Below are 25,608 nucleotides of genomic sequence, written 5' to 3' on the forward strand. Positions count from 1 at the left end.
TATAAATTTAGATATTGACTGCTCGACGACAGCAAATTCTGAATCTTGAAGAATCTCTTCTGTAAAACTCAATCCCGTGCTGCAATCATAATCGCCTTAGCAAAACCGATCGGATCGGTAAATAAAGTCTCATGCCCTCCATCTGCCTCTACATAACGAAATAAACCTAAGCGCTCAGATAAGCGTGGATGCCAAGATAAGCTCTGTGGCAGTGCAGTATCTTGTCTGCAATTCAAATATGATTTTGCTACTTCCATCGCTGCAATTGGTTTAGACAATACGATAGGATCACAAAAGCAACCATAAGGTTGTGGCGTTAATAGTTCATACGCAGATTTAGCAAGTGCCTCATCAGCATCATTCATAAAGCATTCTCGCCAAACTGAAAATGGTAAAGACACAGCATTGTGATTTGCTTTAGCCATTGGATCGAACAAAGCTTTATATTGTGCTGGAGCCATATCATTCAGACATTCATTTGGAAATGGTACGAAGGCATTTGCATAGACCACTCGACGAATCCGCAGTGGAATACGATCAATAACAGCAGAGATCACCATACCCGCATAACTATGCCCCACCAAGCGAATATTATTTAAATCGTGCTGCTCTATATATTGAATCAATGAGTTAATGGCATCTTCTAAACCAATCTGACCGCAATCTTCATTGGGGCGATTTCCTGCCAAGGTTGGACAGTGAACAATATGGCCTTGAGAACGGATATATTCGGCTGTTGGTTCCATTAAGGGGCCGTTGTGCCATGCACCATGTACAATAATATAAGTATCAACCATGATAAATCTCTCTATTTCCTTATGTCAGTGGATCAACACATCTCAATCAACTGGTTTAAATTTTAAACATCGTTATCAATGCAATGTGCTAAAAATATTTGAATGATGATTTAGGCGTATATCGGCAAGCCAACATAATTTTCTGCCAAAGTCGTCTTACCCGCGGTAGAGCCAAGGATATAGCTGAGTTCGGCTTGTTTAATCTTATGTTCAAACTCACTTTCTGTTTCAAAGCGATGCAATAAGTGGGTCATCCACCAAGAAAAACGCTCCGCTTTCCAAACTCGTTGTAAACATTTTTCTGAATATTCCTGAATGCCCTGATCTGAACCTTCGACATAATATTCAATCAATGCACTGGATAGATAAGCAATATCTGAGGCTGCCAGATTCAACCCTTTTGCACCCGTTGGTGGAACAATATGTGCAGCATCACCTGCTAAAAATAGCTTGCCGAATCGCATGGGTTCAGTCACAAAACTGCGTAGCGGTGCAATACTTTTTTCGATTGATGAGCCTATTACCAGCTTTTCTCGGCTTTCAGCATCTAAACGCAATTTCAGCTCTTCCCAAAATCTCTCATCTGACCAATCTTCAACTCGATCATTGAGCGGCACTTGCAAGTAATAACGGCTACGTGTTTCTGAACGCATACTGCATAAAGCAAAACCACGTTCTGATTGGACGTAAATCAATTCATCAGCAACAGGTGGTACATCGGCTAACACGCCTAACCAGCCAAATGGATACACTTTTTCATAAGTCTTGATTTTATCCTGAGGCACACTGGCTCGGCATATTCCATGATAGCCATCACAACCTGCGATAAAGTCACAGTGAATTTGAAATACCTGCCCTTGATGTTCAAATTGCACTTTAGGTGTCTGATAAAAATCTTTGACCTGTACATTATGTGCTTCATAAAATGATTTAAGTTGTGCAGCCTCACGTGCCATCATCAAATCTTTGGTCACTTCTGTTTGACCATAAACTGTGACTTGCTTTCCACCTGTCAATGCAGATAAATCAACGCGGTGCTTCTGTCCATTAGTGAGTATCTCAATGCCTGAATGCGGCAATCCTTTCTCGTTTAGATGTTGATCTACACCGGCCTGCTTAAGTAAATCAACAGATACTTGTTCCAAGATGCCAGCACGTATTCGCGAAGCGACATAATCTGCACTACGTTGTTCAATAATAATATGCTCAATACCTGCTTGATATAAAAGCTGCCCAAGTAGCAATCCAGCTGGACCCGCACCAATAATCGCAACCTGCGTTGTTAAAATTTCCATGACATCTTCCTTGTGATCTCCTGTCATTTAACTTACTGCTTTTAAGTTTTGTGCACGATATAGCCAAGTCGAAAAGAACCGTTTATCATTTTATTTGTCCGGATAGCGGACAAAACATCACAATAACAGGAATGGAAGCATGGTTAAGGTTGATGCTGTGATAGAGCACCCCAATTCGCATGAACAGATTCGTCAGGAAGACTACATTGCAGGTTTGGCAAAAGGTTTAGCTTTACTGGAAGCTTTTGGGGTTGATCGACAACGTTTAAATGTCACTCAAGTGGCTGAACGGACTGGAATTAGCCGAACAGCAGCACGGCGTTATCTTAAAACTTTAAAATATTTAGGCTATTTAGACACAGATGAACATTATTACTGGCTCACGCATCGTGTATTACGTTTTTCTAGTTCTTATTTAAGTTCAGCACATCTACCTAAAATTGCCCAATCCTTCCTTAATCTTTTATCTGCCCAAACGTCATTGACCTTTTCATTGGTGGTCTTAGATGATAATGAAGTGGTACCGATCGCCCGTAGCTATCTGCCTCAACAAGATAATCTAAGGGTGAGTCCTTATGGCATGCATTTAGGCAATCGTCTACCTGCACACGCAACGTCAACAGGGAAAGTCTTATTGGCTGCCCAATCAGAGACAGCTCAACACGACTGGATTAAAAGGTTTGGTTTAAAACGTTTAACCCCTTTTACAATAACGGATGAAAATAAGTTCTTTGAGGTGCTGAAAGGTATTTCACAAGCAGATTATTGCCTTTCTAAAGAAGAACATGAACTCGGTGTCATCGCAATTGCAGTACCTGTGATCAATGCTCAAGGAAAAGCGATTGCCGCTGTAAACTGCATGTCACAGACCAATCGCGTACAAGAAGATTATTTAGTGCAACAGATTTTACCGCTACTACGCAACACCGCTAATGAACTGCGTAATGTGATTTAGAAGTATTTGTCCCTAGAGTTTTAGGGACAAATCACAAGGAATTTGTTAACCCTACTTAAAATGGATAATGTGGCGCTTGCGCTTGAATAGTCATCCACTGCCATTGAGTGAATTCATCCGCATTTGCAGGACCACCAATCCGTGTAGCATTGCCTGATGCACCAAAGCCGCCAAAAGGATTCACTGTTTCATCATTTACGGTTTGATCATTGATATGCAATAAACCTACATTCAATTGTTGGCCAAGCTGCATGCCGCGCCCAACATTTGCAGTAATAATCCCCGCTGAAAGCCCATAGTCACCATCATTTGCAAGTTCAATTGCCTGTTCATCGGTGCTAAAAGGAATCAGAATGGCAACAGGACCGAAAATCTCTTCTGTAAAAATCGGATTGTCCTGTGTTACATCAGCTAAGACCGTTGGCTCAAAGAAAACCCCTTTCGCCTGTCCACCGACTTCTAATTTTGCTCCATGCGCAATCGCATCCTTAACCAGCTGCTCAACCCGTTGCGATTGCTTGGTATTAATCAGTGGGCCAATCGTGACATCATTTTGCAAAGGATTACCCACTACAAATTTTTTGACCTTCTCAAGCACACATTGTTTGACTTGAGGATAAATCTTCTCCTGAATCAGGATTTTTCCAGAAGTCATACAAATTTGACCCGAATGCAAAAAAGCACCCCACGCGATATTCTCTGCTGCAAGCTCAATATCGGCATCGTCCAGAATAATCAGTGAGTTTTTGCCACCTAACTCAAGTGATACTTTTTTCAGTGTTTTAGCTGCATTGGCACCCACAATACGACCTACATGGGTTGAACCAGTAAACTGGATACTGGCAATATTTTTATCCAAGGTCAGGGCCTCACCCACTTCAGCACCACCAGGCAGTACATGTAATAATCCTTGTGGTAAACCAGCCAATTCAAAAATACGGGCAATTGCATAACCGCTACAGACTGCAGTGCGTTCATCAGGTTTTAGTACCACCGCATTTCCAAGCGCTAAGGCTGGTGCAACCGCACGCAACGCAAGATATAATGGAAAATTAAACGGCGAAATGACACCAACTACACCTAAAGGCACTCGCTTGGCTAAACTCAATTTACCTGCCGTAGTTGGCAATAATATGCCCTGATCAACGGCTGGTAATCCAATACAATGCTTTAATACCTGTATTGAGATATTAATCTCAAAACCTGCTTTTAATTGTAGCGAACCACTTTCTTTCACCAGCCACTCGATAATTTCAGCCTGATGCTCCGTTAGGATCTGAACTGCGCGCTCAAAAACCACCTGACGCTCTTGATAACTAAGCGCCCACCATTGCTTTTGTGCAATCTTGGCTTGCTGAGCTGCATCGACCACATCGGATGTATCTGCATATCCAATCTGCCCTAAGGACTCACCAGTCGCAACTTCAACCACTTGATAACCGTTTTTGGCAGATTGCCATGTACCACGAAATAATTTTTGATCCCAAATTTCTTTTGTTAAAATAGACATCATTAACCTCGTTGTATTTCCTTAAATAAAGTATTCACTTTTAGGCGGCTTTACATCCAAAAATGTACTGGCAAATACTTGCCTGTATTTTTCTGACGAAGAAGTAGAAAAACTTACACTCCATCATCAACTAATATTTAAAAACAAACTGTTGCTTTTTGATGTCTTGTTATCGCAAATGTTCAAAAGAAATTGATCAGCTCAAATGGTCTATTTAGGCCGTTGTTGGCTTGATTTGATGATCAGACTGAAAATCTTGATAGGTCTTACGATCATGTGAATTTTCAATCAAAGGCAGGACTTCTGTCATACTGTTTAAACAACGCTGTGCAAGCTCAATATATTCTTGAGTGCCCTTTATTTTCCATGCGCGTTCTTGTTCTGTTAAATCTCGCACAACTTTTGCTGGGCTCCCCATTGCCAGTACATTGGCAGGAATTTGATCTTTGGTTTTGACCAAACTATTTGCGCCAATTATGCTATTTTCATCAATCTCGGCATAATCCAAAATGACGCTATTCATACCAATCAACACATTTTTACCGATACGGCAACCATGTAAAGTCGCAGCATGACCAATATGTCCCATTTCTTCAACAAGGGTGACGCTTTGCGGAAAGCCATGAATGATGCAACTGTCCTGTACATTGGCATTTGCTTTGATATGAATACGGCCAAAGTCCGCACGCAATGAGGCAAATGGCCCAATATAAGCTCCAGCTTCAATAATCACATCACCAATTAAAACCGCAGTGGGATGAACAAATGCACTGGGGTGAACCACAGGAATCACCCCATCAATGCTATAGCAAGGCATGACTCAATCTCTCATTACTTTGGGTTAAGCCACCAAAACGACGCCAGAAATGTGCAGTTGCATTTGGCATTGGCCCTTCCGATGTTGCCGCAACCGATAAGAAATAGTCATCAGCCGCTTCAAAGACTTTTTTGTAAATGTTCATGGATAATGTACGGGCATTGACTGCAGGCCAATCCGCCGATAATAGTTCTAAGGGCAATGCAGGATCTTTCAGTAAAATACGACGATAGTAATGAATCAATAAGGTCCGAATCTGGAAGGCTTGAATCGGTTCAATACTTTCGTCATCCTGCATCAAAATCACGCCAATCTCCCGAAACATATCCAGAAATTGCAGATAACGTTGACGTAACTCATCAATCGGCCAATTGGTTTCTAACATACGGCCAATCGTTTCGGTTGAGTTATTAAACAGCTGTAAGGTCTCAGCCTTAAACACCACGACCTGTTCACTCATATTTAAGTCAACCAACAGCTTTTGTAGCTGTAAGCGGTTTGAACCTGGATAAGCCATTAGATTGGTGGAAATGTTAGCAAAGCCCAACCATTCCAGTTCTTTCTTTAAAAATGCCTTATTGTCTGTATCCAGACTCGACATCAAAATCAGATCCCAAGAATGATCCCACTCTTTCATCTGATCATTATAAATCCGTTGCTCAGCCTGCAAATATTTGGAACGACTGGCATCGGTAATACGGTAGAAACTGGTTCTGCCAATTTTATCTGAACCAAGCCAATCACTTTTAACCAAACGAAAAACAGAAGTTCGTACAGCACGATCATTAAAATCAAACAACTCCATTAACTGAATCAAGCTGGCAAGACTGATATTTCCACCTCGATGCAGCACTGAATCGCCAAAAATAGTCGAAATCAATGAGGTACCACTTAAGGGTTCATTCTGAATAATTGAATCAATAATTTGCTGTAACTTTACACTCATACTTTTATCTTGGCATTTAGATTCAGGATATAGGGAATACTATACCCTGAATGATTATAATGTTAAGCAATCTGACGCATATCAATGACGCGTTTTGCTTTACCTTCAGAACGTGGCAAGGTCAATTCATTGACTACTTCCACCGTAACAGAAATCCCAATCATGGTTTTAATCCGCTGTATCAACTGCTGAGCCAATTGCTGCGCCTGCTTGTCACAGTTATGGCACATTTCGGTACGGATATGCAAAGTATCCATATGCCCTTTCTTTGCCACCAGAATTTCATAATTCGGTACCAGACTCGGCACTTGTAAAATCTGTTCTTCGATCTGTGTCGGGAATACATTGACACCGCGAATAATCAACATGTCGTCACTACGCCCTACAATTTTATCCATACGACGCATCGCCATGTTCTGACCTGCCAATAAACGGGTTAAATCGCGGGTACGATAGCGGATAATCGGCAAACCTTCTTTGGTAATGGTGGTGAATACCAGCTCGCCCAATTCACCATCTTTACACACTTCACCTGTTTCAGGATTAATGATCTCAGGATAAAAATGATCTTCCCAAATGGTCAGTCCTTCACCTTCATTGAGGCACTGCATCGCAACCCCTGGCCCCATAATCTCCGATAAACCATAAATATCCAGCGCTTTGATATTCAAACGTTCTTCGATTTCACGGCGTAACTCGTTGGTCCAAGGCTCAGCACCAAAAATCCCAACTTTTAACGAGGTATTACGGGCACTGCCTAATTGCTGCTCCAGTTTTTCAATAATGCTGACACAATATGATGGCGTCACCATAATTGCCGTCGGTTTAAAATCCTGAATCAATTGCACCTGTTTCTCCGTCTGCCCACCTGACATTGGAATCACGGTTGCACCTAAGCGTTCAGCGCCATAATGTGCGCCTAATCCACCTGTGAACAGACCATAACCATAGGCGACCTGAATCATATCTTTGGCACTGAGACCTGCCATACGCAGGCAACGCGCTACGATATCCGACCAAGTATGGATATCTTTTTGGGTATAGCCAACGACGGTGGGTTTCCCTGTGGTACCTGAAGAGGCATGTAAACGAACAATCTGCTCCTGTGGCACTGCAAACATACCAAAGGGATAGTTATCTCTTAAATCCTGTTTAGTGGTAAATGGAAACTTGGCCAGATCATCCAAGTTGACGAAATCATCAGGATGTACACCTGCATCGTCAAACTTTTTCTTATAGACAGGGCTATTGGCATAAACATATGTCAAGGTGTCTTTTAAGCGTTTGGTTTGTAGCGCTCGTAACTCCGTAAGCGTCATTTTTTCTACATCTTCTGTCATCAGGCTATCCACTGCCGTCTCTCCTATGTCGTTATATTATTCGAACCGTTTCAATCAATTTAAATTTTCTAAAATCAGGGCTACACCTTGCCCAACACCCACACACATGGTGCATAGTGCATATTTCCCTTGGCGTCTTTTTAGTTCTCTGGTTGCAGTCATCACCAAACGCGTCCCACTCATCCCCAGTGGATGACCCAACGCAATTGCACCACCATTTGGGTTGACGCGTGCATCATCATCCTTAAGACCTAACTCACGCATACAGGCCAATGACTGTGCTGCAAAAGCTTCGTTCAGCTCAATCACATCCATTTGATCTAAACTAAGACCCGTTTGTTTTAATAGTTTTTGTACCGCAGGCACTGGGCCAATGCCCATATATTTCGGTTCTACCCCAGCACTGGCAATCGCTACTACACGGGCCAATGGGGTTAAACCATGGGTATCGGCAAACTGACGATTGGTCAGCAACACACAAGCCGAACCATCATTTACTCCCGAGGCATTACCCGCCGTCACCGAGCCACCTTCTTTACGGAACGGTGCTTTCAATTTTGCAAGGCTATCTAAACTAGTATCAGCACGTGGATGCTCATCCTGTGAAAAGACAGTGACATTCTTTTTACGATCAACTAGTTCGACAGGCAGAATTTCACCCTTAAAAAAACCTGCTTGTTGTGCCGCTGCCACTTTCTGTTGACTACGAATCGCGAATGCATCCTGATCCTGTCGGCTAATCTGGTATTTCTCAGCCACATTTTCAGCTGTTTCAGGCATGCTGTCCGTCCCATAGTCGGCTTTCATTTTTTTATTGATGAAACGCCAGCCAATGGTGGTATCAAAAATTTCAGGGCTACGACCAAAAGCCTCGGTTGGCTTGGCCTGAACAAAGGGTGCCCGACTCATTGACTCGACCCCGCCAGCCAATACAAATTGTGACTCGCCAGCCTTAATTGAACGTGCCGCCAATCCGACAGCATCTAAACCAGATGCACATAAACGGTTCACCGTCATTGCAGGAACTGCCTCAGGTAAACCCGCCAATAAGGTTGCCATACGTGCCACATTACGGTTATCTTCACCCGCTTGATTGGCACAGCCTAAATAGACTTCATCTAAATCTTGCCAAGGTAGATGCGCATGTTTTTCTTTTAAATGTTTGATTGGCAATGCTGCAAGATCATCAGTACGCACCGAACTCAATGACCCTGCATAACGTCCAATTGGGGTACGAATAAAATCACAAATTAAAACGTCTTCCATGATCGCTCCTGCTTATGCACATTCTGTTAAATTTTTTGAATCGTCAGCAATCACACTTTGCTGCTTTGCCACGTGTTGTTTAAGATAAAGACTTGCACGATATTTTTCTTCGCCATAGATGGCATATAAATTGTTTAACGTTGCCAAGACATATTCAGCGCCCAATTGCATCATCCATTGATACGGCCCTTTAGGATAATTGACACCATATCTCATGGCATTATCAATATCTTCCATACTCGCAACACCATGCAGACTGGCCTCACAGGCTTCATTGATCAACAAGACAATGGTACGTAAAGTTAACAGTGCGGGATGATCGCTGATCCAAAGTACCTTGATCTGTTGTTGAGCAAAAAATGCTTCGATTTTTGCCAGATCTTCAGCTTGGCAAAGATGGTTATGACTAAGAACCACCACTTGTGCCTGTTCAAAATGATGATGCCAATCCATCAATACCGTTTTACGATTTGGATAATTGATATTGACAGATTCTCCCTGACTTAAACGTAGATCAACATCATCAATTTGGATGATATTTTGATTGCTTGCTAAAGCACGACTTAAGCCCAGACGTTCTAATACATGCGGACATTGCGCCCATGTACCTTTGACTTGCACATCAGCATGAAAAGACGGTTTTGTAATAAGCTGAGGCTGAAAAGTCACATACTGATTTTTTTCATCATAGCGATAAAAGCCTTGCTTTGATTTACGTCCCCATGTACCCGCATCAACCAATTCTTTCTGAATCAAACTTGGGCGATAACGCGGCTCATAAAAGAAGGCTTCATAAACACTCTGGGTGACTGAGAAATTAATATCTTGCCCAATTAAATCGGTCAACTCACACGGTCCCATCGCAAAACCACCACACTGCTTTAAGGCATAATCCAGTTGCTCATAGGTTGTGACCTGTTCTTGCAAAGCGCGAAATGCTTCTGCATAAAATGGACGAGCAATACGATTGACGATAAAGCCTGGGGTAGATTTGGTCAGTACAGGGATTTTATTCCAAGCCAGCATCAAGGCTTTTAAGGCCTGACACAAATCAATTGGCGTTTTTAAGCCCTGTACAATCTCCACCAGTTTCATCACTGGTGCAGGATTAAAGAAATGCAATCCAACCACTCGCTCAGGATACGGAATAGCAGATGCAATTGCTGTCACTGAAATAGATGAGGTATTGGTGGCTAAAATAGTTTGGTCGTTACAAATCGTCGCCAACTGCTTAAACAAAGCCTGTTTCACTTCCAACTTTTCAACTACCGCTTCTATGACTAAATCAACATTTGCCAATGCCTCGATTTGATCAGCAATGCTCAAACGTGAAAGTGCTTGCTGTGCCTGCTCATAGGTCATCTTGCCTTTTTCTGTCAACTTCGCGAAGGTCTGATGCAATCCATCAACCGCCTGCTGGGTCTTTTCACGGTCAAGATCGTAGAGAACAGTCGAATGACCATTGATCATTGCCAATTGGGCAATCCCAATTCCCATGGTGCCCGAGCCAATCACGGCAATTTGGGCATGGGATAAATCGAAATTAATCATGCTTAACGCCCCTGAAAATTTGGCTCACGCTTATTCATAAAGGCTTGGACGCCTTCACGATAATCTTCCGAACGCCCAGCAATGCGCTGAAAATCTCGTTCCAAGTGCATCTGTTCGTCAAAACTATGGTTACTGGATTGATGCATGGCTTTTTTGATCAGCGACAGGCCAAAAGTCGGTTGCTTGGCGAGTCGTTCAGCCAGTTCTGTGACCTTGGTTTTTAATTCACTATCTTCAGCCACATCCCAGATCATGCCCCATTCTTTCGCTGTTTCCGCAGGCAATTTATCACCCAGCAACGCCAGCCCCATGGCACGTGCATGACCTACAGCACGTGGCAAGAACCAAGTTCCACCTGAGTCAGGTACTAAACCTAAACGACAGAAGGCCTGTACAAAGTTGGCAGATTTGGCTGCAATCACCAGATCACAGGCCAAGGCAATATTGGCACCTGCGCCTGCAGCTACTCCGTTCACCGCACAAATCACGGGCTTCGGCATATTCACAATGGTTCTAATCAACGGGTTATAGTAGGTTTCAATCGAGTAACCTAAATCAGGTGCTGCAGCATTTGGATCAACCACTCGATCGCCAAGATCTTGACCTGCACAGAAACCACGGCCTTCGCCACTGATCACGATACAACGAACCTCTTGTTTTTTAGCCCATAGATTCAGAACTTCAGCCACCTCACGGTGCATCTCGACGTTAAAGCTATTCAATGCTTGGGGACGATTAAAGGTTAAATAACCCACCGCATTTTTTTCTTCCACGATAATATTTTTATAGTCCATTACTCACCTCTAAAGATTGGCTTTCTTTTTTCAAAGAATGCATGAATGCCTTCGTTTCGATCTTTGGTTGCTGCCAACCAGACAAAATTTTGTCGTTCTGATTTCAGTCCCTGACTCAATGTGGTTTCATGAATACTTTTAATTGATTGCTTGATCACCCGAATTGCCAAAGGCGCTTGTTTGGCAATTTTGCTTGCCAATTGAATCGCATATTCCACGGTCAGTGCTGTTGGCACCACTTCACTACAAATCCCATGTTGCTGTGCTTGCTTGGCTGAAATCATTTCCCCGGTCATCGCCCAGCGCATGGTCAGTTGCTGCCCCACCAGACGTGCTAAACGTTGAGTTCCACCCGCACCAGGTAACATACCTAGACCAATCTCAGGCAAGGCAAATTTGGCATTATCACCACAAATCACCATATCCGAATGCAACACCAGCTCAAAGCCCGCACCCAAGGCATAACCATTCACAGCAGCGATGATGGGTTTAGTAAAACTGTCAATCCTCTGCCATAGCTTTGGACGGATATCGAGCTGTAAAGCGACGGCATCCATTTCTGCCAATTCGTTTAGGTCTGCACCCGCAGCAAAGCAATTGCGATTGCCCGTCAGCACAACCACTTTCACCTCATGATTCTGCTCTGCTTGTTCCAGCAGCTCACATAGACCCTGTAAAGTGGCATTATTCAAAGCATTGCGTTTTTCTGGACGGTTTAAGCTGAGCAGCATGACCCCATCTATTGGCGTTTCAACCTGAATCAAGGTTTGCATGACGATCTCACCTCTACTCATCAAAGCTCAAACGTACATTTGCGCCTTTCGGTAAAGTCTGGCAGCTCAGCACATAACCTTTTTCCACCTCATCATCTTCAAGGCTATAGTTCAGGAACATATCCACTTCACCTGAAAGCACCTTGCAGCGACAGGTGGCACAAACACCACCTTTACAGGCGTAAGGCAAATCCGCGCCTGCACGTAAAGCAGCATCCAGGATACTTTCGTCCTCTTGCCCTACAGCAACAATCAACTCTCGCCCATCAAGTACAATGTTGACTTTTTCTTCTTTACGGTTGGCATCAACTTCCGCTGAACGTTTGCGGACATGCCCTGTATTAAAACGTTCCGTGTGAATCTTCTCTTTAGTCACACCATACACAGGAAACAGGCGTTCAACCGTGTCCATCATTTCGTCGGGGCCGCAGGCAAATACATGATCAAAGTTGGGTTCTAATACCTCATATTCAAATAACTGCTTGAGCTTGTCCTCATCAATCCGGCCATTCAGCAACTCACTGTCATTGAATTCACGTGAGAAAATATTAATCAGCTGAAAGCGTTCTTTAAACTGGTCTTTTAAATCCATAATCTGCTCAGCAAACATGGTTTGTTTCCAAGAACGATTGCCATACAGCAAAGTAAAGTTTGCCGAGTTTTGCTCAAACAACACCTGTTTGATGATGGAAAGAATCGGGGTAATACCACTTCCAGCAGCAATCCCTAAATAAGCTTGCCCACCTGTTCTGGCTGCTTTCTGAAAAAAAACGCCTTGTGGTGGCATCACTTCCAATACATCACCCACTTTTAAATGTTCATTGGCCCAATGGGAAAACTGGCCCTGATCAATCTTTTTCACCGCAATACTGATATCTTCTTTTGGTGCATAGCTACAGATTGAGTAGCAACGGCGAATTTCCCCAGCTTCGGTTAAATGGCGAATCGTCAGATGCTGGCCTGGCTGAAATTGGAACTGTTGCTGTTGTTCTGGAACCAGATCAAAAGCAATACAGATCGCCTGATCAGTCTGAGGTGTAATTGTTTTTACTTTTAATGGAATAAATTGGCTCATGGCTGATTTCCTTATCCAAGGCTTTAAATACATTTAAAATAATCAAAGGGTTCAAGGCAGTCCCGACATTTGTACAGTGCTTTGCAGGCAGTCGAGCTAAACTCGGTCAATAATCGAGTGTCGCGGCTTTTACAGTGTGGGCAGACCACACCATCACTCAGATGCACATGCGTTCCGCATAGCTGTGCAGTCCCTTCTGGTGGTGCAATCCCATAGGCTTGCAGCTTCTGCTTACCTGCATCTGACATCCAGTCCGTGGTCCATGCTTCTGATAAATCAATCATGACTCTTGCAGGGATCAAATCCTCCGCTGCCAATGCTTCGACGATCTGTGCTTTTAATAAGTCAGTGGCTGGACAACCGCTATAGGTCGGGGTCAATCGAACAATAATTTCTTGTTGTTCATTCAACTCAACACCGCGAATCATGCCCAGATCCACAACGGACAATACTGGAATTTCTGGATCACTGACGTTTTGTAAAACATCCCAGCATTGGTCAATACAGTGGCGAATCATTTGCATGGCGATACTCCTTGTGTTACCAAGTCATCTCAGGATAACTGCGTTGAATGGATTGCATTTCAGCCAACAAATATCCTAAGTGTTCGGTATGCAAGCCTTGTTTTGCACCACGGCGGTAAGCACCATTCACAGGAATCGTTAATTCAAAACGCTTCAATTCCGCTACAACGATTTGCTCCCATTGCGCTTTTTCAGTGGAAAAATCAGCAATGATGCCTAGCTCAACCAATGTCTGTTCTTCGGCAGTGAGTTCGAACAGTTCAGCACTAAAACGCCACAAATTGTCTAATGCCTGTTGTACACGTTGATGTGCTTCTGCTGTACTGAGGCTTAAACGCTCCATCCAGCTAGTTGAGAAACGAATGTGATACTTGGCCTCTTTTAAAGATTTCACCGCCAATGCCGCGACTTCTGGCGTTGCGGATTGGGTTAAAGTGGTTAATAACAACACATGGTAATGATCCATCAACCACTGACGCACGATGGTCTGTGCAAAATCACCATTCGGTTGTTCACATAGCAATAAATTGAAAAACTCACGTTCGTTGCGGAAATAAGCCAGTTGATCTTCATCACGTTTTTCAGCTTCGTATTGTCCTGCCAAAGTCAGAAAATTTCGGGATTGCCCCAGTAAATCCAAACCAATATTGGCCAAGGCAATATCAATTTCCAGCTCTGGCGCATGACCGCACCATTCAGCCAAACGTTGCGCCAATACCAGTTGGCTATCACCGATATGTAATAAGAATTTAGACAAAGCGATATTATTCATTTGCATACTCCCTTACATGTGCTCAATGCCATCAGGAATATGATAGAAGGTCGGATGACGATAGACTTTGTCCAATGCGGGTTCAAAAAACTCCGATTTTTCATCAGGCTGTGATGATTTGATCAGTTCTGAACGCACCACCCAAATGCTGATGCCTTCATTACGGCGGGTATAGACATCACGTGCATGTTGCAATGCAATTTCGTCATCTGGAGCTCTTAAACTGCCGACATGGCGGTGACTTAAACCTTGTTTACTGCGCACAAATACTTCATAAAGCGACCAGTTGTTATTATTTTCCATTACGTTATCCTCAAATTTTTCCCTAAATTTTGCTTAAGCAACTTTGCCGACCTGGGCTTGCTGCTTTTTGGCATACACCACAGCGGCATCACGTACCCACTTGCCATTTTCCCAGGCCTTACGACGCGCTTCGATCCGCTCATGATTACAAGGCCCGCGACCTGCAATCACCTCATTGAATTCCTGCCAGTCAATCTCGCCATAGCTGTAATGGCCTGTTGCTTCATTCCACTGCAAGTCAGCATCCGGTACGGTTAAACCAAGCTGCAACACTTGAGGAACAGTGTTATCGACAAACTTCTGGCGCAATTCATCATTACTAAAGCGCTTGATTCCCCATGCCATGCTTTGTGCGCTATTAGGAGAATGATCATCACTTGGACCAAACATCATCAATGCAGGCCACCAGAAACGATTCACCGCATCCTGTGCCATTTGTTTTTGTTCGGGTGAACCAGCAGCCAATGCCATCATGGCTTCAAAACCTTGACGTTGATGGAAACTTTCTTCTTTACAAATCCGCACCATGGCACGCGCATAAGGACCATAAGAGGTACGGCATAAAGCCACTTGATTCACAATCGCAGCACCATCAACCAGCCAGCCAATCGCCGCGACATCGGCCCAACTCATGGTTGGATAATTGAAGATGGATGAATATTTCATTTTTCCATCAATCAATTTTTCCATCATCTCATCACGATCCGCACCCAAGGTTTCTGCGGCACTGTAAAGATAAAGACCATGCCCTGCTTCATCCTGAACTTTCGCCAATAACACGGCTTTACGTTTCAAGGTCGGTGCACGGGTAATCCAGTTACCTTCTGGTAGCATACCGACAATTTCTGAATGACCGTGTTGGCCAATCTGACGAATCAAGGTCTTGCGATACGCTTCTGGCATTTCATCTTTGGCTTCAATGGTGATGTCATTGGCGATATTGTGCTCAAATTTCTGATACTTATTTTCCATTTGTAGATTCCCTTGAGAATTCCATCCATGAATCTATTTTTCGATACACAAAAAATAAAGTCAATCAATATTTTTGTATCAAATTAAAATAAACCAGAAAATCCAGCTTAAATAATTGTTTTAATTACATTTAATAAAATTAATCAAAATTAATTTAGATATTTAAAACAAATTTAGATTGACTTTACGCTCAATCAGGATGAAATTATGAATCATATTTTAAATATTTTTATAATTGATGTATCACATAAAAATGGAGTTTGATCATGCTTGAACAAGCACAGCAAGAAGAAATCGCCAAGGACAATGAAGACCAAGGTTCGAGTCAGCAACTGCTACAGCTAGCGTCCTATGTCTATGCAACATGGCACTCAAGCCATCAAGATCGACGTACGGTTGTACATGCCATTACTGGCGAGCCAATCTATAGTGTCAGCAGTCACGGCATCGACATGCAGCAAGTGGTCAAATATGCCAAGCAGAATGGTACCGAGCTGGCAAACTGGACTTTTCATCAACGAGCCAATGCCTTAAAACAAATCGCCCAACACTTACTGGAACAAAAAGAACAGTTCTATGCGCTTGCCTATGCCACTGGTGCAACACGAAAAGATGCATGGATTGATATCGAAGGCGGTATTCAAACCTTATTTGCTTATTCAAGTCTGGTACGCCGTGAACTCAATGATGAAAAAATCATCACTGAGGATAACTGGATTCAGCTCTCTAAACATGGCACTTTTGGCGCCAAGCATATTTTAAGCCCTAAAGCGGGTGTGGCAGTTCATATCAATGCCTTTAACTTCCCGATTTGGGGCATGCTGGAAAAAATTGCACCGACGTTATTGGCGGGTGTGCCTTGTATCGTCAAGCCAGCCACTGATGGCGCTCAACTGACTCAAGCCGTGGTTGAAGCCATTATCTCGACTGGAATCCTACCCAAAGGTTCTCTACAACTGATTTGCGGACAAATTGACGATTTGTTTGATTACTTGGGCCCTCAAGACTGCGTGACCTTTACTGGCTCTGCCTATACTGGGCAAAAGCTTCGCAACCATCCCCATCTGAACAAATATTCAATTCCATTTAGTATGGAAGCTGATTCAGTGAATAGTGCGATCCTCAGCCCTGAAGCAGATGAAGCCACGGTTGATCTGTTTGTACGTGAAGTGTTTCGTGAAATGACCACCAAAGCAGGACAAAAATGTACTGCGATTCGTCGAGCCTTTGTACCGCAAGCACTTCTTGAGCAAGTTCAGCAAAAACTGAGTGCTAAGCTGGCAAAAGTCGTGGTTGGTGATCCACAAAAACAAGACACCAGCATGGGTGCACTCGCCAGTCCAAAACAAAAACTGGATGTAGCGGCTAAAGTTGCTGAACTAGCGAAAGAAGCCAAAATTGTATTTGGTGATGAGACAACTTTCAAAATCAATGCTGAGCATCCTGATAAAGGTGCATTCTTCCCACCGACCTTGTTACTGTGTGAGCAACCACTACAGGCAAGCTTGGTACATACCACTGAAGCTTTTGGCCCTGTGTGTACTTTGATGCCGTATCAATCAATCGACGAACTTACTGATCTTGTGGCTCGTGGTGAAGGTAGTCTGGTTGCCTCTGTGGTAAAGAATAGGGATGAGAATATCGAACTGATCATTCAAAAAATTGCGCCATGGCATGGTCGTGTTCATATTCTGGATGAAGAATCAGCCAAAGAAAGTACAGGTCATGGTTCACCACTGCCTCATCTCGTTCACGGCGGCCCAGGCCGTGCTGGTGGCGGTGAAGAACTGGGGGGCATTCGCGCAGTCAAACACTATATGCAACGGACTGCGATTCAAGGTTCGCCGAACAGCCTCACTCAAGTGACGCATTCATGGACCGCGGGTGCAAACATCGAGCAAGACCGCATCCATCCTTTTAAAAAGGATTTTGATGAACTGGTCATTGGTGAGCGTTTATTGACTGCACGTCGTACCGTGACTGAAGCTGATATTGTCAATTTTGCCTGTCTCAGTGGCGACTATTTTTATGCGCATACCGATAAAATTGCTGCAGCAGATTCTTTCTTCGGTGAGCGTGTGGCACATGGTTATTTCATCGTTTCAGCAGCAGCAGGTTTATTTGTCGATGCTGCTCAAGGCCCTGTGATTGCCAACTATGGCATGGATAATTTACGTTTTGTTGAGCCTGTGAAAATTGGTGATTCGATTCGTGTTGAACTCACCTGCAAACAGAAAACCCCTAAACCGCAAAAAGATCCATCTCAACCTGAACATGGTGTCGTAGTTTGGGATATCAAAGTCAAAAATCAGCGTGATGAACTGGTCGCAACCTATGATATTTTAACTTTGGTCGCTCGCGCAGCTTAAAGTAAGTACATTGATGGGTACGATCAGGTATCCATCAATGCCTTGGAAATTTGGCCAGTTAAAAATAAGCTCAATTCAGGAAAAGTCATGAGTGCCTATATTATTCTTATTCGTAAGCAATTAAAAAACCAAGACGAAATGAAAACCTACACCACTTTAGCACGCCAAGCGAGCCAAGGTTTTGCAGCTGAACCGATTGTGTTTTATGGTCAGTCGATTGCATTAGAAAATATCGAAAGCGACGGCGTTGCCATCATTAAATTCAGCAGTATGCAGGAAGCACAGAATTGGTATCACAGTGATGCCTATCAACAGGCCAAAAAACACCGAGATTTGGCAGGTGAATATATGGTGATTTTGACAGAAGGTTTAGACTAATCCTATAACTAAATAAATCACAGATTCAGCAGACTGAATGACAAAGCGATTTTAACGAAACCGAGCCTCTGTCATTTGGGTCAATTTTTTTTAAAATTATTTTTTTGATATTTTTTTTAAATCATAAAAAACAATAGAATACAAAATGAAAACCTGCTTATTTACTCTTTATCTTTCTCTAGTCAGCATGTCAAACAAGACATAGTCTTTTTCATTGGAGCATGTCAGCATAATTTTACAACCATCCTCTAGGATAAAACCATGTCGAATATGATGAATAAAGCTCAGGGATTTGGGCTATCTTTGATCACCAAACTCGCAGGAAGCGAAATGCTTGATCAACTCAAATTAAGAAAATTTGTAGAGAAATCATTATATCAAGGCTCAAAAACAGGCTTTAAAGTACTCAATAAAACACAAAAAGCATTTAAGCCACAGCCACTCGATAAACAGCGCCTCCCAAATCAGACCAACAAAAATCTGTTTGATCTCAGTCTGACTGAAGAACAGCAAATGACCGTTGATGCCATGTCTCAATTTGCTGAAGAAGTCCTGTACACATTGGCACATGATGCAGATCATCATGCACAATTCCCCGAACAACTGTGGCAACATTTGGTTGATTTGGGGCTCAACTATTATGCTTTGCCAGAGGCATTGGGTGGTGTGGCCGCAGAACAGAATATTGTGAGTAATATTCTGATTGCAGAAAGCTTGGCTAAAGGTGATTTCAGTCTGACCGCAGGTTTACTGAGTACCTTTAGTGTCATCAATGCAATAACCCGTTGGGGCTCAACCCAAGTTCAATCAATGTACTTACCAGTATTTGCAGAAGATACGGATGTTACAGCGACTTTTGCCTTTCAGGAAGCAACAGCGGCTTTTAACCCATACCAGTTAAAGACCACGGCAACTGAAGCCAATGGACAATTCTATATTACGGGCGAAAAGAGCTTAGTGCTTTTAGGTGATATTGCTGATGTGTTCTTAGTCAGTGCGGAGTTCAACGGTCAACCTGATATTTTCGTGGTGCAATCCAATGAAACGATTGCCATCAAAGCCAATCCAGCAATGGGTCTAAAAGCAGCTGAAACAGCGACCCTTCAATTTAATCAAACGCCAGCCTTACGCTTAGGGGATGCTGATTTTGATTACACGGCCTTTGTCGATCTAGGCAATTTGATGTGGTGTGCCATGGCGATTGGGACTTGTGAAGCAATCAAAGCCTACTGTATTAAATATGCCAATGAACGTACTGCCTTCGGTGAGCCAATCTCGCATCGTCAAAGCGTTGCTTTTATGATTGCGGATATGGCGATTGAAATCGATGCGATGCGTATGCTGGTGTTAAATGCTGCCAGTTTGGCAGAAGCTGGCAAACCGTTCCATCGTGAAGCCTATCTTGCTCGCCTGCTCTGCGCTGAAAAATCAATGAAAATGGGTACCGATGGCGTTCAGATTCTCGGCGGTCATGGCTTTACCAAAGAGCATCCAGTTGAGCGTTGGTATCGTGATCTTCGTGCGACGGCAATCTTGCATTCTGGCTTACATGCTTAATTTTGGAGAACAATAATGAATTTACAAAATCCGAAAAAATTCAAAATGCTGGTTGATCAAGCACATGAAACAGCGCTCAATGTGCTACGTCCAATTTCACGTAAATACGATAAAGCTGAACATGCCTATCCCAAAGAACTGGATATGCTAGCGGCTTTACTGGACGGTATGAATGAAAGTGGTGAAGGTGTGGGTGCAGCCAATGCCAGTAAACGTGGGACTGCCAATCTTGATGCCATTGTCAATGGCGGTAATATGTCTGCTGCGCTAGGTATCATTGAAATGTGTTATGGCGATACAGGCTTGCTCCTTAGCATGCCACGCCAAGGACTAGGTAACTCTGCGATTGCTGCAGTTGCCAATGACGAACAGCTAGAACGTTTCAAAGGCACTTGGGCTGCGATGGCGATTACCGAGCCAGGTTGTGGCTCGGATTCGGCCGCGATTCGTACCACGGCGACCAAAGATGGCGATGATTATATTCTGAATGGCGAGAAAATCTTTGTCACTTCGGGTGAACGTGCTGATTCGGTTGTGGTCTGGGCAACCTTGGATAAAAAATTAGGTCGCGCTGCAATCAAGTCTTTTGTAGTACCAAAAGGCACAGCCGGCATGAAAGTTGAACGTCTTGAACACAAACTGGGGATTAAAGCCTCAGATACAGCGGTCATCAGCTTTATCGACTGTCGTGTACCTGCTGCCAATTTATTGGGCAACCCAGAAATTGATGTGGCTAAAGGTTTCGCAGGTGTAATGGAAACCTTTGACAATACCCGTCCACTGGTCGCTGCAATGGCGATTGGTTGCGCCAAAGCATCACTAGAACGCATCAAGGAAATATTTAAAGATCAGCTTGATCCAGACTACTTAACACCCTACTTACAGACCTCAAACCTAGCTGCACAAATCTATCGTATGGAAGCTGAGTGGGAAGCTGCACGATTATTGATGATTAAAGCAACTTGGATGGCAGACAATAAAAAGCCGAACTCGAAAGAAGCGTCAATTGCCAAAGCCAAAGCAGGCCGTGTAGGGAATGAGATCACACTCAAATGTGTCGAGCTAGCGGCAAGTGTGGGCTATGGTGAAGATGAGTTATTGGAAAAATGGGCGCGTGATTCAAAAATTCTGGATATTTTTGAAGGTACGCAACAAATTCAGCAATTGATCATTGCCCGCCGTGAATTGGGTAAATCATCAAGTGAACTAAAATAATTCTGAATCGGTGACAACCTAAAAAGGACGTTTTCATAACGTCCTTTTTGTTTGATTCAACCCGATATGAATCCGCATTTCCATTCACAAGTTTCTATTCAAAAACACTTTTCAGATCCTTGGGTAAACCCTGTGCCGTTTCTAATCCGCCCTGAGCATTCTTCCAGACCAAAGCCGGTGTTGCATAAAAGCCATATTTATTCATCATCTCTTCATTAGCTTCCAGTTTTTCTGCTAGATGCGCCGGAATCGGTTTTAATTCTTTCAATTTTTGTTTCCCTTTGGCCGCATTAAATGCTTCAAAAACCTGTTGCGGATTTGAAGCAGCCAGCAATGTTGCGGCCTGTCCTCGACTTTCAGAACGAATCACACCGACTTGGATGTGACGTAATTGCACTTTACCTGCTTTCACATAAGGACGGGCCTTTTCCCAAAAAGCATGACAATACGGACAATTTGGATCGGAGAAGACATAAATAATTCGGGGTGCTTTGACATTGCCATCCGGAATCCAAGCCGATTTTTCCAGACTTTTCCAAACATCATCCAAAACAGATTGCTTCACATGCTTATTCAGCGCATCAACAGTTAAGTTATCACCTTTGGCATTATGCAGATCCCCAACAATATAATATTTATTGTCATTTGAAATAAAAACCGTCATTGGATTTTGCTGCATATGCCCAGCCCAACCTGTCATTTGCGCAGGTGCCTCAATTTGCTTTACAAAGCTAAAACCGTCTTTTTCCAGTTTTTGCTTAATGCTTGGAACTGCAGCAATAAGCGGAGTTGATGACATTGCAAATGCCGTCACAGCGAACAGTTTAAGATATGGATTCATTGAGAGACTCCCTCATTAAGTTGAGTGATTTTTTGTAGATATTGTTTCAGCATTGCAGGCGTAAGTTCGCCTAAATGACGTTCCACCAGCTGGCCTTGTGCATTGAAAAACAAAGTGCTTGGCAGTCCAAACATATTCATCTGCTCCGCCATTTCTCCATGCGGATCGGATAACACATGCTGAAACTGGAATTGATGCTGCCGCAAATAATTGTGAATCACATCGGGCGTTTCACCCTGATTCAGCATGACAAATTGAACATTGGGATGATCATGTTGAGCCTGATACAACACAGGCATTTCACGGTGACAAGGTGGACACCAACTGGCCCATAGATTAATAACCGTCGGTTGCCCTACAAATTGAGTTAAAGATCGGGTTTGCTGATTAAGATCAGAAAAAGTGAGTTCTGGATATTGTTGTTCAGTCTGAAATCTCTTGTGTATACCTAGACCACCCAATTGCACCGCAAAGAAGATGATCAAGCTCCCCGCAATGACGGCATAGTTTAAAAAACGATTTTTCCAAATAAACCATACACTCGCAGCTACCAAGCCGCTATAGAGATGAAAGCCTTTATCCTGAACCTTCAAAATATCAATCGGATGAGCGAAATAGACATCTGCATGTATCACGACAAAACCGAATCGTGCAGCAAGCAATCCGATCAGAATCGCCGTCCAGAGCGAATCCTTATAATCCTGCCAAAGCGCGGTTGACCAGAGAAAGCGACGGCTTAAATACAGGCCAAATAACTGTACGCTGCATAGTCCGGCCAGAATAATCACGAATGACCACGGCAAGATAAAGATCCAGAGGTGTAAGGCTTCTGAGGAAATAAACATTATTTCTCCCCAGACATCGACTGAATATTTTGAACTAGTTGCTTTGCTTTATAGGTTCCCGTTAAACGTAAATCCCGAATTTCCTGATGATTTGAGTCGAGAAATAAAACGGTGGGAGGTCCTAAAATTTGCCAGTTCTTCAGAAGAATGTCTTGAGAAGCCTCATAATGAGTTAAATCAAGCTTAATACGGACCATATGTTCAATCGCCGCTTGTACTTCTGGTGCAGGTAAGACATCTCGCTCAATCGGTTGGCAAGCCACACACCAATCGGCATAGACATCAATCAATACTGCTTGATTTGGATGTTGTGCCAGAGCCTGTTCAAATTCATGTTGATTTCGAACTACAGTCCATGCGTGTAAGGAGGATACCCGTTGCTGATGAAAAGAAGAGGCTGCCAACTGTATTTGCCATATACTACTCGCTGTGAGCCCCCCAACAAGACCAAGCAATATCAAGCGATAAGAAAGCTTTTGTACATAACGCAACACTACGATCAGATAACCTGCCATTGCAATCAAAACCAGTGCAAGAATGGAATAATACAAGGCACTTGCGAATAATGGTCGAGCAAAATATACCGCTAAGACCAACATAACAAAACCAAAGCTGAACTTGAGACGCTCCATCCATAATCCTGGTTTCGGTAGGTATTTCGCCCCAAAAACACTGGCAATAAAAATTGGAATGCCAATGCCCAAGCCCATCAGGAATAAGTAAAGCCCACCTAACATGCCATGTTCAAGCTGTGAAACATAGAGTAAAGCACCCGCAAGTGGTGCACTCATACAAGGACCTACGATTAAGGCGGATAATGCCCCCATGATCGCCGCACTGAATAGCGTACCGCCCTTTTGCCCTTGTTGGAGTCGATCTAAACGTTGCAATACCGACTGTGGCAGAGACAGCTGATACAAGCCGAATAAATTGAGTGCAAATGCAATAAACATCAGTACAAATAAGCCAATCACCATTGGGTTTTGAAACCAACGCTGAACATTAAAGCCAATATGTGATACCACAAATCCCATCACGGCATAGACCAAAGCCATACTGGTGACAAAAGTCAGCGCAATCAGTGCTGCCTTACGCCTCTTGTTCTGTTGTACCAAGATACTGGACAGGATTGGAATCAAGGGTAAAGAACAGGGTAAAAATGCCAATAAAACCCCAAACCCCAAGAATGCAATAAGATTAAGCCAAACCGTTTGACTGGAGAGAAGGCTAAGAAAAAATTGATCATTGTTCCAAGCTTGCTTGAATGTTTTACTGGCCACCTGCTGCTGGCCACCTGATTCAGCAGCTGCAGTTGTACTCTGCGTTACCGAATCTTGTTGAATATTCGCTGTGTCCGTAGAATCATTGATCTGTTGAGTAGGTTCATTGGGTTTAATAGCTTCAGCCTGTGTCGATCCACTCGGAGCCGTATTTAAGTCTTGGCGATTCAACGGTTCCGAAGTATCAGCCGTTTTTTGTGGCTCTTGAACTAAAAGTGTCAATTTCGTTTGTGCTGATACTAACTTTTGTTGGGGCAATAAACCTGTTGCATCGGTTTGAATCGTTGTTCTTTGTACGGGATAACAGAGTCCATCATCTGCACAACCCTGCCATTGCACACTGTATAACTGATTCGGCTGAACCTCGAATTGAGCTGTGACTTGATTATAATGCACATCGGTCTTACCAAAGGTTGGATCATCCTTTTCCTGCCCTTTCGGTAATTTTAAATCAATATTTTTACCGTTCACGCTCAGCTTAAACTGGTCGTGATATAAATAATAATTGGGGACGATGTCCCAATTGAGTTCAGCTTTTTCTTTGGAAATTGAACTGGCTTGGAACTTAAAAGCTTGATCGGGATGTAAAAAATCATTCCCAGCCCACGCTGCGGTATTTAATCCAAGGACCATACCGATTAAGAGTTGAAATCGCATACCATCTGATCTAAAGCATTAACATGATGGCATTATCAAACAAGCAAAATTAAGAGAACATTAAGGCGCTTTTTTATTTGTAGAATAGGGACTCTATTGAGGAAAAGCCATGTTTGTCGTACTCGTTGAAGATGATCCCTATATTGCTGAAAGTATTATCGCTGCCTTGGATTATCTCAGTATTTCAGTTGAGCATGTAAATACAGCCAAAGCTGCCGATTATTTTATCCGTAACAGCGCTGTGGATTTATGTTTGCTAGATCTCGGCTTACCTGATCAAGATGGATTAGAGTTGTTACAGACATGGCGCAACGATGAACTGCATGTGCCCGTACTGGTACTGACAGCACGTAACCAAACCCAGCAATGTGTCGAAGCGTTAAATGTGGGGGCCGACGATTACCTGACCAAACCCTTTGATTTAAGTATATTGATTGCCCGAATTCACGCCTTAACAAGACGAAATAGAGGTTATTCCTCCAATACGATTCAAATTGGTGAGCTACAAATCCACCCAGATACGCAGCAAGCCTATTATCAGGGACAGCTCTTAACGCTTTCACGTCGTGAATATAGCTTGCTTGAATCGTTTATGCTTTATCCGAATCAAATCCTTAAAAACGAAGACTTAATTGATAAAGTGTATGGTTTTCAGGAAAGTATCGAGAGTAATGCGATTAATGTGCATATCTATCATCTTCGACAAAAAATCCACCCAGATATTATTCAAACAATTCGTGGTGTGGGCTATATGCTAAAAGTAGCCGAGTAAAAGA

The 25,608-nt window shown here is 43.1% G+C and carries 24 protein-coding genes; 6 read left to right on the forward strand and 18 right to left on the reverse strand.

The genetic code is table 11. The features are described 5' to 3' along the window. Nucleotides 1-68: 68 nt before the first annotated feature. Nucleotides 69-797, reverse strand: a complete 729-nt coding sequence (locus A7P54_RS06920) for an alpha/beta hydrolase (protein WP_171549104.1) — start codon at nucleotides 795-797, stop codon at nucleotides 69-71. Nucleotides 798-907: 110 nt separating this feature from the next. Beyond that, nucleotides 908-2,092 (reverse strand): 4-hydroxybenzoate 3-monooxygenase, encoded by a 1,185-nt coding sequence (gene pobA, locus A7P54_RS06925; RefSeq protein WP_171549105.1) that lies wholly within the window; start codon nucleotides 2,090-2,092, stop codon nucleotides 908-910. A gap of 139 nt (nucleotides 2,093-2,231) precedes the next feature. Here pobA and pobR point away from each other — a divergent pair, with 139 nt between their 5' ends. Further along, nucleotides 2,232-3,047 (forward strand): IclR family transcriptional regulator PobR, encoded by an 816-nt coding sequence (pobR, locus tag A7P54_RS06930; protein WP_171549106.1) that lies wholly within the window; start codon nucleotides 2,232-2,234, stop codon nucleotides 3,045-3,047. A gap of 55 nt (nucleotides 3,048-3,102) precedes the next feature. Here pobR and A7P54_RS06935 read toward each other — a convergent pair whose 3' ends face one another. The 13 genes from A7P54_RS06935 to paaA form a co-directional block, all read right to left on the reverse strand. Further along, entirely contained in the window at nucleotides 3,103-4,557 is a 1,455-nt protein-coding gene (locus tag A7P54_RS06935) for a benzaldehyde dehydrogenase (RefSeq protein WP_171549107.1), read from the reverse strand. A gap of 214 nt (nucleotides 4,558-4,771) precedes the next feature. Next, the gene (locus A7P54_RS06940) at nucleotides 4,772-5,374 is read right to left on the reverse strand and encodes a gamma carbonic anhydrase family protein (protein WP_171549108.1); all 603 of its coding nucleotides are present in this window, start codon (nucleotides 5,372-5,374) and stop codon (nucleotides 4,772-4,774) included. Then, nucleotides 5,361-6,320: a PaaX family transcriptional regulator C-terminal domain-containing protein gene (locus A7P54_RS06945; protein ID WP_171549109.1), complete on the reverse strand. Its 960-nt coding sequence runs from the start codon at nucleotides 6,318-6,320 to the stop codon at nucleotides 5,361-5,363. Before A7P54_RS06945 ends, A7P54_RS06940 begins: the two co-directional genes overlap by 14 nt. A 62-nt stretch (nucleotides 6,321-6,382) precedes the next feature. After that, complete coding sequence (gene paaK, locus A7P54_RS06950; protein ID WP_171549110.1) at nucleotides 6,383-7,672, reverse strand: phenylacetate--CoA ligase PaaK; 1,290 nt, start codon at nucleotides 7,670-7,672, stop codon at nucleotides 6,383-6,385. Between the two features lie 42 nt (nucleotides 7,673-7,714). Next, the gene (gene pcaF, locus A7P54_RS06955) at nucleotides 7,715-8,926 is read right to left on the reverse strand and encodes a 3-oxoadipyl-CoA thiolase (RefSeq protein WP_171549111.1); all 1,212 of its coding nucleotides are present in this window, start codon (nucleotides 8,924-8,926) and stop codon (nucleotides 7,715-7,717) included. A 12-nt stretch (nucleotides 8,927-8,938) separates the two neighbouring features. Then, complete coding sequence (locus A7P54_RS06960; RefSeq protein ID WP_171549112.1) at nucleotides 8,939-10,477, reverse strand: 3-hydroxyacyl-CoA dehydrogenase; 1,539 nt, start codon at nucleotides 10,475-10,477, stop codon at nucleotides 8,939-8,941. Nucleotides 10,478-10,479: 2 nt separating this feature from the next. Then, nucleotides 10,480-11,271, reverse strand: coding sequence for a 2-(1,2-epoxy-1,2-dihydrophenyl)acetyl-CoA isomerase PaaG (paaG, locus tag A7P54_RS06965; RefSeq protein ID WP_005203438.1), 792 nt, complete (start codon nucleotides 11,269-11,271; stop codon nucleotides 10,480-10,482). Continuing rightward, nucleotides 11,271-12,044, reverse strand: coding sequence for an enoyl-CoA hydratase-related protein (locus tag A7P54_RS06970; RefSeq protein ID WP_171549213.1), 774 nt, complete (start codon nucleotides 12,042-12,044; stop codon nucleotides 11,271-11,273). Before A7P54_RS06970 ends, paaG begins: the two co-directional genes overlap by 1 nt. A gap of 13 nt (nucleotides 12,045-12,057) precedes the next feature. Then, nucleotides 12,058-13,119 carry a 2Fe-2S iron-sulfur cluster-binding protein gene (locus A7P54_RS06975; RefSeq protein WP_171549113.1) on the reverse strand — a complete coding sequence of 354 codons (1,062 nt, stop codon included), beginning with the start codon at nucleotides 13,117-13,119 and terminating at the stop codon, nucleotides 12,058-12,060. 23 nt (nucleotides 13,120-13,142) lie between these two features. Continuing rightward, the gene (gene paaD / locus A7P54_RS06980) at nucleotides 13,143-13,643 is read right to left on the reverse strand and encodes a 1,2-phenylacetyl-CoA epoxidase subunit PaaD (protein ID WP_171549114.1); all 501 of its coding nucleotides are present in this window, start codon (nucleotides 13,641-13,643) and stop codon (nucleotides 13,143-13,145) included. 16 nt (nucleotides 13,644-13,659) lie between these two features. Continuing rightward, entirely contained in the window at nucleotides 13,660-14,415 is a 756-nt protein-coding gene (paaC, locus tag A7P54_RS06985; RefSeq protein ID WP_171549115.1) for a 1,2-phenylacetyl-CoA epoxidase subunit PaaC, read from the reverse strand. Between the two features lie 12 nt (nucleotides 14,416-14,427). After that, entirely contained in the window at nucleotides 14,428-14,718 is a 291-nt protein-coding gene (paaB, locus tag A7P54_RS06990) for a 1,2-phenylacetyl-CoA epoxidase subunit PaaB (RefSeq protein WP_005203429.1), read from the reverse strand. Nucleotides 14,719-14,751: 33 nt separating this feature from the next. Then, nucleotides 14,752-15,690, reverse strand: coding sequence for a 1,2-phenylacetyl-CoA epoxidase subunit PaaA (gene paaA / locus A7P54_RS06995; RefSeq protein ID WP_005203427.1), 939 nt, complete (start codon nucleotides 15,688-15,690; stop codon nucleotides 14,752-14,754). A gap of 266 nt (nucleotides 15,691-15,956) precedes the next feature. Here paaA and paaZ point away from each other — a divergent pair, with 266 nt between their 5' ends. From paaZ to A7P54_RS07015, 4 genes are all read left to right on the forward strand, one after another. Continuing rightward, the gene (gene paaZ, locus A7P54_RS07000; RefSeq protein WP_171549116.1) at nucleotides 15,957-18,059 is read left to right on the forward strand and encodes a phenylacetic acid degradation bifunctional protein PaaZ; all 2,103 of its coding nucleotides are present in this window, start codon (nucleotides 15,957-15,959) and stop codon (nucleotides 18,057-18,059) included. Nucleotides 18,060-18,146: 87 nt separating this feature from the next. Next, nucleotides 18,147-18,437, forward strand: coding sequence for a DUF1330 domain-containing protein (locus tag A7P54_RS07005; protein ID WP_171549117.1), 291 nt, complete (start codon nucleotides 18,147-18,149; stop codon nucleotides 18,435-18,437). Between the two features lie 270 nt (nucleotides 18,438-18,707). Further along, nucleotides 18,708-19,994: an acyl-CoA dehydrogenase family protein gene (locus tag A7P54_RS07010; RefSeq protein ID WP_171066486.1), complete on the forward strand. Its 1,287-nt coding sequence runs from the start codon at nucleotides 18,708-18,710 to the stop codon at nucleotides 19,992-19,994. A gap of 15 nt (nucleotides 19,995-20,009) precedes the next feature. Further along, nucleotides 20,010-21,209: an acyl-CoA dehydrogenase family protein gene (locus A7P54_RS07015; RefSeq protein ID WP_171549118.1), complete on the forward strand. Its 1,200-nt coding sequence runs from the start codon at nucleotides 20,010-20,012 to the stop codon at nucleotides 21,207-21,209. A 94-nt stretch (nucleotides 21,210-21,303) separates the two neighbouring features. Here A7P54_RS07015 and dsbG read toward each other — a convergent pair whose 3' ends face one another. From dsbG to dsbD, 3 genes are read right to left on the reverse strand one after another with little or no spacing between them, the layout of a single operon-like run. Next, nucleotides 21,304-22,050: a thiol:disulfide interchange protein DsbG gene (dsbG, locus tag A7P54_RS07020; RefSeq protein ID WP_171549119.1), complete on the reverse strand. Its 747-nt coding sequence runs from the start codon at nucleotides 22,048-22,050 to the stop codon at nucleotides 21,304-21,306. Next, nucleotides 22,047-22,895 carry a TlpA disulfide reductase family protein gene (locus A7P54_RS07025; protein ID WP_171549120.1) on the reverse strand — a complete coding sequence of 283 codons (849 nt, stop codon included), beginning with the start codon at nucleotides 22,893-22,895 and terminating at the stop codon, nucleotides 22,047-22,049. The genes dsbG and A7P54_RS07025 overlap by 4 nt, the downstream gene beginning before the upstream one ends. After that, on the reverse strand, nucleotides 22,895-24,832 hold the full coding sequence (gene dsbD, locus A7P54_RS07030; protein ID WP_171549121.1) for a protein-disulfide reductase DsbD: 1,938 nt from the start codon (nucleotides 24,830-24,832) through the stop codon (nucleotides 22,895-22,897). The genes A7P54_RS07025 and dsbD overlap by 1 nt, the downstream gene beginning before the upstream one ends. A gap of 109 nt (nucleotides 24,833-24,941) precedes the next feature. Between dsbD and A7P54_RS07035 the strand changes: the two genes are divergently transcribed. After that, nucleotides 24,942-25,604 carry a response regulator transcription factor gene (locus A7P54_RS07035; protein WP_070075564.1) on the forward strand — a complete coding sequence of 221 codons (663 nt, stop codon included), beginning with the start codon at nucleotides 24,942-24,944 and terminating at the stop codon, nucleotides 25,602-25,604. The last annotated feature ends 4 nt before the right edge of the window (nucleotides 25,605-25,608 follow it).

The organism is Acinetobacter sp. Ac_3412, assembly GCF_013072675.1.
In the GTDB taxonomy this organism is placed as follows: Bacteria; Pseudomonadota; Gammaproteobacteria; order Pseudomonadales; family Moraxellaceae; genus Acinetobacter; species Acinetobacter higginsii.